The following is a 13,499-nucleotide window of genomic DNA, read 5'->3' as shown; positions in this document are numbered from 1 at the left end:
GTTCCCGCCCTCACCGCATCCGCCCCAGCGCCTCCCTCAGCCGCCGGGCGTCCCGCAGCCGCTTCTCGTACGTCGCCCCCACCGCCAGCAGCAGCACCCCGGCCAGCGCCGGCACCACCCAGCGCGGCAGCGCCCCCGCCACCTGCACCACGTACGGCGCCAGCTCGTGCAGCGCGTCCAGCGCCAGCACCGCACCGCCCAGCACCAGCAGCGCCTGGAGCCGCAGCCGCGCACCCACCAGCGTGACCCCCAGGGCCGCCACCCCGAGGAGCAGCGGACGCGTCCAGTGCGGGTCCGTCCAGGCCGCGCCCAGCGACGGCACCAGCGTCACCGCGAGCCCCGCCCCGTACGCCGCCCACGACGAGGCCGACGGATCACGGCGCCGCCGCAGCACCCCGATCACCAGCGCCGGCACCGTCACCGGCAGGGTGTACGCCTCCGGGGCCGAGACCCCCGACACCGCGAGGCGCACCCACGCCGCCAGCACGAACAGCACCGTCGCCAGGTACCCCGCGAACACCCGCCGCTCCGGGCGCAGCGCCGTCCCCGCCGCGAGCACCCCGCACAGCGCGAGCACCAGCGCCAGGAACCGCGCGTCGCCCACCGCCATGGCGACCGCCACCCCACCCGCCGCCGCACCGGTCACCTCGACCGGCACCGCCACCGGGTGACCCTTCAGCCGCGCCCCCACCAGCACCGTCACCGCCGGCACCACCAGCACCGGCACAGCCGCCTCGTACACCGCGAAGCCCAGCGAGGCCCCCAGTGCGGCCATCGGCACCACCGCGCACGCCACGGCCGCACACGCCGCCGCCGACACCACCACCGGCGAGGCGCCCGCCTGCCGGTCCAGGGCCACCGCCAGCGCCACGAAGGCCACCACCAGCAGACCGAACGCCGTGTATGTGGCCGCCTCCGTCGCCAGCGACAGCAGCCCCGCGCCCACCGCACCGGCCGCCCCGACCGCACCGGCCGTCACCGCCACACCCCGCGCCCCGGCCCGCAGCCCGGCCACCGCCAGGCCGAACGCCGCCACGGCCAGGACCAGCTGCCCCGCCTGGCCCGCCGCGAAGGACAGGTCCAGCGCGGCCGGCAGCACCATCAGCCCCGCCCAGCCCAGCGCCACCCCGGCCGCCCCCGCCGCACCCCGCCACGCGGGCCGGGGCACCGGCACCGGACCGGCCCACCGGAGCAGACCCTCCCACCAGCGGTACGCGGCACCGAGCGCCATGGCCACCAGCAGCAGCACCACCGGGGCGGACGCCATCGCGTCCCACGGCAGGTCCGTCGCACCCGCCGCGCCCCGGGCCCCGCCGCGCGGCGCACCGGACCACACCGCGCCCAGCCGCGACACCGGGCCGACCGCGACCACCATCACCGGAGTGAGCGACACCAGCACCGCGCCGCCCGCCACGACCGCCGACGCCCACGCGAGCCCCCGGGCCGCCGCGACGCCCAGCGGAGCCCGTACGGCCGTCACCAGCGCCCCGGCGCACAGCAGGTACACCAGCACCGGCCAGCCGTCCGGCACCGCCGCGGTGGGCACCCCGCCCACCGCGGCCACCGCCGAGAGACCGGCCACCAGACCGCCGGCCGTCGCGAACGGCACCGGAGCCCGGCGCGCCCCCACCAGGGCGAGCGCCGCACCGGCCAGCAGCAGCGCCCCCGGCGCCACCGCACCGGCGGGCCCGGCGGCCGCCAGCGACTCCACCAGCGCCACCAGCAGCCCCGCCCCGCCGGTCGCGCACAGGGCGACGCACGCCACGACCCGTACCGAAGCCCGCCCAACCGCCAGCGCCACCGCGCCGTCCAGCGCGGCCGTCACCAGCAGCGCCCCCGAGAACCACAGCGGCCCGCCGTCCGCCGCCCACACCCACAGCACCAGCGGCAGCTGCGCCGAGACGACCGCCAGCGGGAGCGGCAGCCGCAGCTTGCCCAGGAGCAGCCCGTAGGCCGCCCACAGCAGCGCGAGCACCGCGGCCGCCGTCCCCGAGTACGCGGCACCGTCCGCGTCCGGCACCGCCACCGCGTACACCGCGTACGCGTCGAGCGCCATCAGCACCGACGCCACCGCCACCAGCGCCTCCGCCGTCGCGGCCAGACCCCGGCGCAGCAGCGTCACCGGAGCGGCCAGCGCCCCGGCCGTCACCGCGGACAGCACCGCGCTGCGCCCGCCGATGCCCATGTCGCCCCAGCTGACCAGGGTGAACGCCAGGGCGGCGACCGCGAGGAGCAGCCCGCCGAGGACCAGCAGCACGTTCTGCACACTGCGCTTCGAGGCCGGACGCGCCGGACCGAACCCGCCGGATCCCCAGGGCGCGACAGAGCCCTGAGGAGGCCCCCAGGGAGCGGGGCCGGTGGCTTCCAGCGCCCGCAGCAGCCAGGCGCGGCGGGTCAGCAGCTGTGCCCGGCGGGCGTCCAGCCGGGCCAGTTCACTATCGAGGAGCGCCAATTCCTCGGCGGGCGGCGGCACATGTTCCATGGACGCGAGTGTGCTGCGCGCCACGCGGCCGAACATGCGTCCGCGTACTCAGATACCCGCCTGAGTACGCGCATCCTGGGGAAATGAACTGGAACCACTACCGATTCGTCAGCGTATGGGAGTTCCGGGCGCCGCCCGACGCCGTGTACGCCGAACTCGAACGCGTCGAGCACTATCCGCAGTGGTGGCCGCAGGTCCGCGAGGCCACCCGGTCCGGCGATGACTCAGGTACGACCCGCATCCGCTCCGTTCTCCCGTACGACCTCGTCACCACCGTGCGCGAACAGCGCCACGACCCGGCGCACGGCGTCCTCGAAGCCGCGCTCGGCGGCGATCTCGACGGCTGGGTCCGCTGGACGGTGACCCCGCACGGCTGCGGTACCCGAGTCGTCTACGAGCAGGAGGTGGAGGTGCGCCGGACGCTGCTGCGGGTCCTCGCGCTGCCCTGCCGGCCGGTGTTCCGCGCCAACCACGCCCTGATGATGCGGGCCGGGCGGCGCGGGCTCGCGGCCCGGCTGGAAGCGGTTTGAACCAGGGCCGCCGGGCCCTGTATGGTTCAACCCGTTCCCGGGCGATTAGCTCAGTGGGAGAGCGCTTCGTTCACACCGAAGAGGTCACTGGTTCGAACCCAGTATCGCCCACCCCGGAGAGGCCGGTCCGTCAGCACCAACGACGGACCGGCTTCTGTGTGTCCGGGCGCCCGACCGCTCACGCCGCCGTGCGCAGCTCCGGGCGCAGCGGCCAGGCCGGGTCCACCGTCTCCGGCGTCCCGCTCCGCGCGAACCACGCCTGGAGCCCCCGCGCCTGAGCGGCGTGCCACACCGCCTGGAGCGTGTGCAGCTCCGCCGGGGTCAGCCGTTCGAGCCGCGTCGAGAAGCGCCGCCCCACCGCCCGGACCAGCTCCAACGAGGCCGCCGCGTCCGCCGCCGCGTCGTGCGCACCGTCCAGCAGCACGCCGTACAGCTCGCACAGGTCCGTGAGCGTGCGCCGGCCCTTGCGGTAGCGGTCCAGGTGCTTGTCCAGCACCCGGGGGTCCAGCACGCACAGCGGCGACCGCTCCAGGTACGTCCCCAGCGACGACGCCCGGTGCCGCTTCAACTCCCGGTCCAGCAGCGTCAGATCGAACGGCGCGTTCATCACGACGAGCGGCCGCCCCGCCGCGCACTGCTCGGCCAGTGCCCGCGCCATCTCCTCCACCGCCGGCGCCGGCCAGCGGCCGTTGCGCTGGAGATGGTCGTCGGTCAGCCCGTGGATCTCCGTCGCCCCCGGAGGCACCGGCACCCCCGGATTCACCAGCCAGCGGGTGACGCGCACCGGTCCGTCCGCCCGGTCCTGGATCACCAGGGCGGCCGAGACGATCCGGTCCTCCTCGACATCCACACCCGTCGTCTCCGTATCGAAAGCGGCCAGCGGCCCTTCGTACCAATGGATCATCGCCGAACTCCTCGCGCACGCACGGCAGATGGCGGGATTCCTCCGCCCGGTTCGGTGATACCCGCACCCTTTGCCTGATACGCCGTTTGCGCACGGTCCCGTGCGGTGACAACACAAGTACCGGCAGCGGAAGTTGACCGCCCGGCACCGCTCGTCCCCAGTTCATCCCCATCGGTACGGCCCGGAAGGCTTACGGAGCCATGGCGCTCGCGCAGCCCGAACCGAGCGGGCTGCTGCCCCAGCGGACCGCACCGCTGCGCGGCGGACTCGCCACCACCGCCTGCATGGAGACCCTCCAGGTGGGCTACCTCCACGCCGTCGCCGCGGCGGCGGGCTGCTCGCTGTCGCAGCCCTTCCCCGACAACGGCATCGACTGGCACGTCAGCCATGGCTCCCCCGGCCATCTCGTGGACGACGAGGTGACCATCAAGGTCCAGCTGAAGTGCACCTACCAGATACCGGCCCGGCCGCCCGGCCCGACCTTCGCCTTCACGCTGGACAACGCCCACCTGGTGAAGCTCGCCCGGACGCCCGTCTCGGTGCACAAGATCCTGGTCGTGATGCTCGTGCCGCGCAGCCAGGACGACTGGCTGCGGGCCGGCCCGGACAGCCTCGACCTGCGGCACTGCTGTTACTGGACCAACCTGGCCGGCCACCCCGTGACCGGCCGTCACCGGACCACCGTGCGGCTCCTGACCTCGCGCGTCTTCGACGACCGTGCGCTCTGCGAGATCATGACCCGCGTCGGGGCGGGAGGGAGACCCTGATGCACGAGTCCGTACGCGTCCACGGCGAGGCCGCCCCGCCCTCCTGGGGCCTGCCCGACCCCGCCCGCGTCGACCCCGCCGTCCTCGGCGCCCTGCTCACCCGGCACGGCTGGCAGCGGCGCGGCCCGGGCACCGGCCCCTACAGCCGCTGGACCCCGCCCGGCGGCACCGCCAGCCTCCTCGTGCCCCGCACCAGGACCTTCCCCGACAGCGAGGACCTGATCGGCGAGGCCCTCACCGCCCTCGCCCACAGCGCCGCCCCCTCCGCCCGCGAGATCCTGGTCGCCCTCGCCGTCCCCAGCGACGAGATCCGCTGGCGCCGCGAGGTCCCCGAACCCGCCGCCGGGGCCGCCGACTGGCTCGGCGCGGAGCAGCTGCACGGCGCCGCCCGGCAGATCCTGCTGGCCGGCGCGCTCGCCGTCCGGGGCCCCGCCGGCTACCACGGCGCCCGCCGCCGCAGCCGCGCCCTCGCCGCCCTCGGCCCCGTACTGACCGGCCCCGGGCCCGGCGGCCGGTCGCTCACCGCCTTCGTCCCCGTCGATCCGGGCCGCCCCGTCGCCGTCCGGCTCCACCACGCCCTGCACGCCACCCGCGAGGCGGTGGATTACCAACGGGCCACCGGCGGCATGGAAGCCTTCGACAACGCCGTCGCGGCGGGCGTCAGCCGGGAGCTGACCGAGGCCGTCGTCGCCCTCGTCCGGGGCTCCGAGGGCGCCGCGATCGCGCTGGACTGGGCGCCCGCCGCCGGAACGCCCGCCGGCTGCCCCGCACGCCCCGAGCCCGTCGAGTTCTCCCCGGGCGACCTGCCCGCGCTGCGCCGGGCCGGCGCCCGCTACCTCCGCGACGAGCCCGCCGTCGCCGTACGGATCACCGGGGCGGTCGTCCGGCTGCGGCGGTCCGGGCCGCGCGGGGCGGGGATCGTACGGCTGCGGGTGCTGGCCGGGGCCGAGGTGCCGCACGTCCGGATCGAGCTGGACGAGGAGGCGTACCGGATCGCGGGCCAGGCCCATCTGGTCGGGCTGCCGGTCCGGGTGGAGGGGCGGCTGGAGAGCCGGGGCGGTTTCCGGCGGCTGACCGGGGCCTCGCAGGTCGTCCCCGTGCAGGTGGACGACGAGGAGCGGGACCGGCTGATGAAGTCGCTCCAGGAGAACGTGGACTTCTTCGAGGAGGCGTGTGCGGGGGAGTAGGGGGAGCAGCACTTTCGCGATGGGGGCCGCAGGCTCGGTACTATCGGTTTTCGCCATGGGGCCACCATGGCTATTCGGGTAGTTTCTGAGTCAGGAGAGACCGGTGTCAGACGTCCGTGTGACCATCCAACGCGATTCCGAGCGGGAAGAGCGCGTGGTGACGACGGGCACTACGGCGGCCGAGCTCTTCCCCGGCGAGCGCACCGTCGTCGCGGTCCGCGTCGGCGGCGAGCTGAAGGACCTCGCGTACGAGCTCAAGGACGGCGAGACCGTCGAGCCCGTCCAGATCTCCTCCGAGGACGGCCTCAACATCCTGCGCCACTCCACCGCGCACGTGATGGCCCAGGCCGTGCAGGAGCTGCACCCCGAGGCCAAGCTCGGCATCGGCCCGCCGGTCAAGGACGGCTTCTACTACGACTTCGACGTCGAGAAGCCGTTCACGCCCGAGGACCTCAAGGCCATCGAGAAGAAGATGCAGGAGATCCAGAAGCGGGGCCAGAAGTTCTCCCGCCGGGTCGTGACGGACGAGGCCGCCCGCGAGGAGCTGGCCGACGAGCCGTACAAGCTGGAGCTCATCGGCATCAAGGGCTCCGCCTCCTCGGACGACGGCGCGGACGTCGAGGTGGGCGGCGGCGAGCTGACCATCTACGACAACCTCGACCCGAAGACCGGCGAGCTGTGCTGGAAGGACCTCTGCCGGGGTCCGCACCTGCCGACCACCCGGTTCATCCCGGCCTTCAAGCTGATGCGGAACGCCGCCGCGTACTGGCGGGGCAGCGAGAAGAACCCGATGCTCCAGCGCATCTACGGCACCGCCTGGCCGACCAAGGACGAGCTGAAGGCGCACCTGGAGTTCCTGGAGGAGGCCGCCAAGCGCGACCACCGCAAGCTCGGCAACGAGCTGGACCTCTTCTCCTTCCCGGACGAGATCGGTCCCGGTCTCGCGGTCTTCCACCCCAAGGGCGGCGTCATCCGCCGGGCCATGGAGGACTACTCGCGCCGCCGGCACGAGGAGGAGGGCTACGAGTTCGTCTACTCGCCGCACGCGACCAAGGGCAAGCTCTTCGAGAAGTCCGGCCACCTGGACTGGTACGCCGACGGCATGTACCCGCCCATGCAGCTCGACGACGGGGTGGACTACTACCTCAAGCCGATGAACTGCCCGATGCACAACCTGATCTTCGACGCGCGCGGCCGTTCGTACCGTGAACTGCCCCTGCGCCTCTTCGAGTTCGGCACCGTGTACCGGTACGAGAAGTCGGGCGTCGTGCACGGCCTGACCCGCTCGCGCGGCTTCACGCAGGACGACGCGCACATCTACTGCACCCGCGAGCAGATGGCGGAGGAGCTGGACCGGACGCTCACCTTCGTCCTGAACCTGCTCCGCGACTACGGGCTCACCGACTTCTACCTGGAGCTGTCCACCAAGGACCCGGAGAAGTACGTCGGCTCCGACGAGACCTGGGAAGAGGCCACCGAGACCCTGCGCCAGGTCGCCGAGAAGCAGGGGCTGCCCCTGGTTCCGGACCCGGGCGGAGCCGCGTTCTACGGCCCGAAGATCTCGGTGCAGTGCAAGGACGCCATCGGCCGTACCTGGCAGATGTCGACCGTGCAGCTCGACTTCAACCTGCCCGAGCGGTTCGACCTGGAGTACACCGGTCCGGACGGCTCCAAGCAGCGCCCGGTCATGATCCACCGCGCGCTGTTCGGCTCCATCGAGCGCTTCTTCGCGGTGCTGCTCGAGCACTACGCGGGTGCGTTCCCGGTCTGGCTGGCCCCGGTCCAGGCGGTCGGCATCCCGATCGGCGACACCCACATCCCGTACCTCCAGGAGTTCGCGGCCAAGGCCCGCAAGCAGGGGCTGCGGGTGGATGTGGACGCCTCCTCGGACCGCATGCAGAAGAAGATCCGGAACCAGCAGAAGAACAAGGTTCCCTTCATGATCATCGCGGGTGATGAGGACATGGCCAACGGTGCCGTCTCCTTCCGCTACCGCGACGGTTCACAGGAGAACGGCATCCCGGTCGACGAGGCCATCGCCAAGATCGCCAAGGCCGTCGAGGACCGCGTCCAGGTCTGATCCGAGCCTTTTCAGGGGCCCCCGGCCGAGCTACCCGCTCGCCGGGGGCTCCTTCTCGTCCTGCCTCCGGAACACCTGGATCAGCCACGACGAGAAGGAGCCCGTCACCGCCCCCAGCAGCGCCAGGCCGCATGCCATCAGGCCCGCCGCGATGATCCGGCCCCCCAAGGTGACCGGCACCACGTCCCCGTAACCCACCGTCGTCAGCGTCTCGCACGCCCACCAGACCGCGTCCCCGAACGTGCGGATCGAGGCGCCCGGGGCGTCGTGCTCCCAGTGGTACACGCTGAGGGCCGCCGAGAGGCCGAGGAGCACGGCCGTCAGGCCGGCGTACGAGATCACCCGCGCGTACAGGCCGAGGCGCGGGCGGTCCCGCTTCTCCTGGACGGCCGTGTAGACCCGCACCATGCGCAGCGGGCGCAGCAGCGGCAGCACGAGGACGACGGTGTCGAGCCAGTGGACGCGGACGAAGCGGGGGCCGAGGCCGCTGAGCCGCAGGCGCACCGCGTAGTCCAGGACGAAGAGCAGCCAGGTCGCGCCGACGAGGGCGAGGGAGATGTCGTGCCAGGGCTCGGCGTCGTACGGGGCGAGGACGCGGAACGCGTAGCCGGCGAGGAAGACCAGGGAGGCGGCGAGGAGCGGGACCTCGGTGCGCCGCTCCCAGCGGGTGAGAGCGGGAGGGGGCCGGTCCGGGGTGCGCGCGCTCATCGGCCCAGCATCGCGGGGCGGGTACGGGATCAGCCCCGGCGACACGCTCCGCACAGGTGAAGCAATATGCTGGCCGGCATGACGAGTGAGCCGGAGCAGCAGATCGGAGTGGGGACGCCCGACGCGTTCCAGCGCCTGTGGACGCCCCACCGGATGGCGTACATCCAGGGCGAGAACAAGCCGACCGGCCCGGAGGCGGGGGACGGCTGTCCGTTCTGCGGGATTCCGGAGAAGTCGGACGAGGACGGGCTCGTCGTCGCGCGCGGTGCGAAGGTGTACGCCGTGCTGAATCTGTACCCGTACAACGGGGGGCACCTGATGGTGGTGCCGTACCGGCATGTCGCGGACTACACGGAGCTGGACGGTCCGGAGACTGCGGAGCTGGCCGATTTCACGAAACGGGCGATGCGCGCGCTGCGGGCGGCCTCCGGTGCGCACGGCTTCAACATCGGGATGAACCAGGGCGCGGTGGCGGGGGCGGGCATCGCCGCGCACCTGCATCAGCATCTGGTGCCGCGGTGGGGTGGTGACGCCAACTTCATGCCGGTGGTGGGGCACACCCGGGTGCTGCCGCAGCTGCTGGCGGACACCCGGAAGATGCTGGCGGACGCCTGGCCGGCCGCTTGATCCGCCTGGGTCCTTTCGCTCGCCGTGCGGGGCGCTCCGGATGTCTTCCGGGGCGCCCCGTTCGCGTACGCGGGCTGCTACGCGTCGTAGAGGTCGGCCTTGCCGGGGATGGGCTGCTGGACGAGGCCGCTCAGGACCGACGAGCGGCTGTTGAAGCGCTCGGTGTCCACGCCGTGCTCCTCCAGGACCTTGATGGCGGCGTTGTGCACGACGCGCAGGACGGGTGTGGCGGCGCGCATGGCGTCGTCGGCCATGAAGCGGTGGCGCCAGGGCTTCTCGGCCCAGGCGTGGCGGAGGCCGAAGGGCTCGGGTAGGGCGATCTTGCCGCCGAGGTAGTCCAGGAGCGGCGGATACCAGGTGAAGGGGGCGCGCAGGGCGAGGCGGGTGACCTCGTGGGCGTCGACCAGGGAGAGGGTGATGTCGCGGGTCTCCCAGAAGCGGACGGTCTTGTTGACGGTCCGGGTCTTCGCTGCGGGCTTGGAGGTGAAGAGGGAGTGGACGGGGCCCAGGGCGTGTCCGGTGACCTCGATGCGCAGGGTCTCGTAGAGGACGGTGACGGTGATCATCATGGTGATGACGAGCTGGCCGTCCCAGAGGGTGAACTGCACGCCGAGGTAGTGGCGGTTGCCGCCGCCGAACTGCTGGTGGTTGCAGATCCGCTGTATCTCGTGGGGCTTGATCTGGTAGGTGGCGACGTCCTCGCCCTGGGGGCGGGTGACGGCGTCGGCGTTCTCCCCGATGGGGGTGACGATCCAGTGGGTGACGGAGGGGGCGGGGAATCCGCCGGTGTTCAGGGGGCCGCGTTCCAGCAGTTTGAGCTGGTCGTGGATGACGCGGATGACGTCCCAGCTGCGGAACTGGTGGATCTCCTTGCCGGGTTCCTTGGGGAGGAGGTCCTCGGCGAGCTGCCAGCTGCCCCAGCGGGTGCCCATGCCGAGGATGCCCTTGGGGCCGGCGTAGAAGACGGAGTTGGACTGCTGTTCGGCGGAGAGCTTCTCCAGTCCCTGGCGCAGGGCCTCGCGGGCGGTCTCGCTGGGGTTCTTCGGGACGGTCTCGGGGATCTTGGCGGTGACGCCGCCGCCGGAGAGCAGGCCCTCCCAGCGGGCGCGCATGTCCTGGGCGGATCGTTCGGCGATCCGTTTGGCGATGTACCAGCCGATGACCGGGGCGACGAACATCGCGCGCAGGTAGAGGCCGAGGAGTCCGGTGAGGGGGAGCCGGACCATCAGGAAGACGATGCCGATGCCGACGAGGGGCAGCAGGCTGTTGCCGAGGGTGGTGAGGAGCCGGTCCTTGGTCTTGGCGAAGCCGTCGCGCAGCCGGAAGACGATGACCCACAGCAGCATGCCGGGCAGGAACAGGAAGCCGAACAGCACGGTGACGGCGGTGAGTCGGGTGTCCCGTGCCTTGCGGAGGCTGTTGGCGGAGAGGCAGTGCTCGACCACGGTCTGCGGGTCGGTGCCGAAGGACTGGATGAGGTCCTTGCGGGCGCCGCCGAGCATGCGCTCCTGTACGGCGCGGGCGAACGCCTCGCCGAGGTTGGGCTTGAAGTAGTCGGACTTGAGGAAGCCGGAACGGCCCCCCTTCACCTCGGACTTGTGCCACTCGCTGTTGGCTTTGAGGATGTCCTCCACCGGGCTGTCGCGGTACGCGGCGGAGGCGAGGGCGTTGGTCGCCACCGCCGCGCCTCCCGAACCCTGGAGCGGAATCTGCGCTCCAGGTGAGAAATCGAATCCGTTGCTGGCCACTGTCGCCCCCACTCGCCACCGAGGAACCGCTCCTGCGGCTGTTTCCCAACTGTCGTGCCCGGCACACTTTCTGAGCTGGGGTCTCAGCGTATCGTCCGGATACGTCCGCCGTCCGGCCCTGTGGACAACGCTCGCGGGAGTGGGCGCTTTCGCGTCACCCCTGCTGGGCGAGGACGCGGTCGGCGAGCCGCGGGGGCATGGGTTCGTGGCGGGCGTACGAGCGGTCGAAGCGTCCGGTGCCGTGGGTGAGGGCGCGCAGGTCCACCGCGTACCGTCCGATCTCCAGTTCGGGCACGTCGGCGCGGACGAGGGTGCGTCCGGAGCCGGACTGTTCGGTGCCGGTGACCCGGCCCCGGCGGCCCGAGAGGTCGCTCATGACCGGGCCGACGTAGTCGTCGGGCACCAGGACGCCGACCTCGGCGACCGGTTCCAGGAGCTGGACGTGCGCCTCGGCGGCGGCCTCGCGCAGGGCCAGGGCGCCGGCGGTCTGGAAGGCGGCGTCCGAGGAGTCCACGGAGTGGGCCTTGCCGTCGCGCAGGACGACCCGGATGTCGACCAGGGGGTGTCCGGCGGCGACGCCCCGGGCGGCCTGGGCGCGGACGCCCTTCTCGACGGAGGCGATGAACGCGCGGGGGACGGCGCCGCCGACGACCCGGTCCTCGAATGCGATGCCGGAGCCCGCGGGCAGGGGTTCGACGTCGATCTCGCAGACCGCGTACTGGCCGTGGCCGCCGGACTGCTTGACGTGGCGGCCGCGTCCGGTGGCGGGTCCGGCGAAGGTCTCGCGGAGGGCGACGCGGTGCGGGACGGTGTCGACCTGGACGCCGTAGTGGTCGCGCAGCCGGTCCAGGGCGACGTCCAGGTGGGCCTCGCCCAGGCACCACAGGACGAGCTGTCCGGTGTCCGGGTTCTGTTCGAGGCGCATGGCCGGGTCCTCGGCGACGAGGCGGGCCAGGCTGTGGGAGAGCTTGTCCTCGTCGGCCTTGCTGTGGGCCCGGACCGCGAGCGGGAGCAGGGGGTCGGGGGTGGTCCAGGGTTCGAGGAGGAGCGGGTGCCCGGTGCCGGAGAGGGTGTCGCCGGTCTCGGCGGTCTCCAGCCGGGCGACGCAGGCCAGGTCGCCGGCGACGCACGCGTCGAGGGGACGCTGCTGTTTCCCGAAGGGTGAGGTGAGGGCGCCGACGCGGGTGCGCTCCTGGTGGCAGGGGATGTCCTCGTGCGTGGGCGATGCGAGGCCGTGGCCGTAGATGTGGACGGTGTCGTCGGGGCGCAGGGTGCCGGAGAAGACGCGGACGAGGGAGAGCCGGCCGACGTAGGGGTCGGAGGACGTCTTGACGACCTCGGCGACCAGGGGCCCTTCGGGGTCGCCGTCCAGGGCGGGGAGCGGGGAGCCGTCCGGGGTGGTGACGGCGGGCAGCGGGTGTTCGAGGGGGGTCGGGAAGCCGCCGGTGATCAGGTCGAGGAGTTCGACGGTGCCGATGCCCTGGCGGGCGCCCTCGGCGGCGGGGGCGGCGGCGAGGACGGGGTGGAAGGTGCCGCGGGCCACGGCGCGTTCGAGGTCGGTGATCAGGGTGCCGGTGTCGATGGTCCCGCCGCCGAGGTAGCGGTCCATCAGGGTCTCGTCCTCGCTCTCCGCGATGATCCCCTCGATGAGGCGGGCCCGGGCCTCGGCCAGGGGGGCCTGCTCGTCGCCGGACGGGGGGTGTTCGGTGCGCGCGCCGCCGGAGTAGTCGAAGATCCGCTGCGTGAGCAGGCCGGTGAGGCCGGTGAGCGGGGCGTGCCCGTCGGCGGCCTCGGGGCCGAGCACGGGCAGGTAGAGGGGGAGTACGGCGTCGGGGTCGTCGCCGCCGAAGAGCTCCCCGCAGATCCGGGTCATGGCGTCGAACGGGGTGCGGGCGGTGTCGAGGTGGGTGACCACGAGGGCGCGGGGCATGGCGACGGCGGCGCACTCCTCCCACAGGGCCCGGGTGGTCGCGGCGACGGCCTCGGCCTCCTGGGCGGCCGAGACGACGAAGAGGGCCGCGTCCGCCGCGCGCAGCCCGGCCCTGACCTCCCCGACGAAGTCGGCGTACCCGGGGGTGTCCAGCAGGTTGATCCGGTGCCCGTCCCAGTCCACGGGGACCAGGGAGAGCTGGACGGACCGGTTCTGGCGGTGCTCGATCTCCTCGTGGTCGGAGACGGTCGTGCCGTCCTCGACCCGGCCCGCCCGGCCGAGGGCGCCCGCGGTCTGCGCGAGGGCCTCGACCAGCGTGGTCTTGCCGGAGCCGCTGTGGCCGACCAGTGCCACGTTGCGCAGGGCGCGGGGGTGGTGGCCGGCCGCCGGTGTCCCTCCGGCGGCTCCGGTGCGTGCGTGTGCCTTGTCGCCCATGATCATGCCTCCCGTCGGTGGCGCACGGGCACGCGCTCAGGGGCGGCGACGCCCGCGGTATTTCGAGCTTGGCACTGCCTGGGGGCCGCGTCCACAGGGGC

10 protein-coding genes and 1 tRNA gene are annotated in these 13,499 nt (G+C 73.0%); 6 read left to right on the top strand and 5 right to left on the bottom strand.

The window, feature by feature from the left end:
* Positions 1-10: 10 nt before the first annotated feature.
* Entirely contained in the window at positions 11-2,482 is a 2,472-nt protein-coding gene (locus tag ACIQZN_RS21280) for an SCO7613 C-terminal domain-containing membrane protein (RefSeq protein ID WP_403995998.1), read from the bottom strand.
* A gap of 83 nt (positions 2,483-2,565) precedes the next feature.
* Here ACIQZN_RS21280 and ACIQZN_RS21275 point away from each other — a divergent pair, with 83 nt between their 5' ends.
* Together ACIQZN_RS21275 and ACIQZN_RS21270 are read left to right on the top strand one after the other, a co-directional pair.
* Positions 2,566-3,012, top strand: a complete 447-nt coding sequence (locus ACIQZN_RS21275) for an SRPBCC family protein (protein WP_403995995.1) — start codon at positions 2,566-2,568, stop codon at positions 3,010-3,012.
* Between the two features lie 39 nt (positions 3,013-3,051).
* Positions 3,052-3,123, top strand: a tRNA-Val gene (locus ACIQZN_RS21270).
* Positions 3,124-3,190: 67 nt separating this feature from the next.
* Here ACIQZN_RS21270 and ACIQZN_RS21265 read toward each other — a convergent pair.
* Positions 3,191-3,916: a 3'-5' exonuclease gene (locus tag ACIQZN_RS21265; RefSeq protein WP_403995992.1), complete on the bottom strand. Its 726-nt coding sequence runs from the start codon at positions 3,914-3,916 to the stop codon at positions 3,191-3,193.
* A 200-nt stretch (positions 3,917-4,116) separates the two neighbouring features.
* Here ACIQZN_RS21265 and ACIQZN_RS21260 point away from each other — a divergent pair, with 200 nt between their 5' ends.
* From ACIQZN_RS21260 to thrS, 3 genes are all read left to right on the top strand, one after another.
* Positions 4,117-4,683, top strand: a complete 567-nt coding sequence (locus ACIQZN_RS21260; RefSeq protein WP_265545343.1) for a DUF4365 domain-containing protein — start codon at positions 4,117-4,119, stop codon at positions 4,681-4,683.
* The gene (locus tag ACIQZN_RS21255) at positions 4,683-5,870 is read left to right on the top strand and encodes a hypothetical protein (RefSeq protein ID WP_403995989.1); all 1,188 of its coding nucleotides are present in this window, start codon (positions 4,683-4,685) and stop codon (positions 5,868-5,870) included. The genes ACIQZN_RS21260 and ACIQZN_RS21255 overlap by 1 nt, the downstream gene beginning before the upstream one ends.
* A 103-nt stretch (positions 5,871-5,973) precedes the next feature.
* Complete coding sequence (gene thrS / locus ACIQZN_RS21250; RefSeq protein ID WP_403995986.1) at positions 5,974-7,950, top strand: threonine--tRNA ligase; 1,977 nt, start codon at positions 5,974-5,976, stop codon at positions 7,948-7,950.
* A 30-nt stretch (positions 7,951-7,980) separates the two neighbouring features.
* Here thrS and ACIQZN_RS21245 read toward each other — a convergent pair whose 3' ends face one another.
* The gene (locus tag ACIQZN_RS21245; RefSeq protein ID WP_403995983.1) at positions 7,981-8,658 is read right to left on the bottom strand and encodes a potassium channel family protein; all 678 of its coding nucleotides are present in this window, start codon (positions 8,656-8,658) and stop codon (positions 7,981-7,983) included.
* Between the two features lie 66 nt (positions 8,659-8,724).
* Between ACIQZN_RS21245 and ACIQZN_RS21240 the strand changes: the two genes are divergently transcribed.
* The gene (locus tag ACIQZN_RS21240) at positions 8,725-9,285 is read left to right on the top strand and encodes an HIT domain-containing protein (protein ID WP_161209369.1); all 561 of its coding nucleotides are present in this window, start codon (positions 8,725-8,727) and stop codon (positions 9,283-9,285) included.
* Positions 9,286-9,362: 77 nt separating this feature from the next.
* Here the strand turns inward: ACIQZN_RS21240 and ACIQZN_RS21235 are convergent, their stop codons facing one another.
* Together ACIQZN_RS21235 and ACIQZN_RS21230 are read right to left on the bottom strand one after the other, a co-directional pair.
* Positions 9,363-11,033 (bottom strand): hypothetical protein, encoded by a 1,671-nt coding sequence (locus ACIQZN_RS21235; RefSeq protein WP_403995980.1) that lies wholly within the window; start codon positions 11,031-11,033, stop codon positions 9,363-9,365.
* Positions 11,034-11,187: 154 nt separating this feature from the next.
* On the bottom strand, positions 11,188-13,398 hold the full coding sequence (locus tag ACIQZN_RS21230; RefSeq protein ID WP_403995977.1) for an elongation factor G-like protein EF-G2: 2,211 nt from the start codon (positions 13,396-13,398) through the stop codon (positions 11,188-11,190).
* Positions 13,399-13,499: the final 101 nt, after the last annotated feature.

It is taken from the genome of Streptomyces sp. NPDC097595, from assembly GCF_044761525.1.
Lineage (GTDB): Bacteria > Actinomycetota > Actinomycetes > Streptomycetales > Streptomycetaceae > Streptomyces > Streptomyces drozdowiczii_A.
The sequence above is the reverse complement of the archived record's forward strand: the minus strand, read 5'-3'. Positions and strand labels throughout refer to the sequence as shown.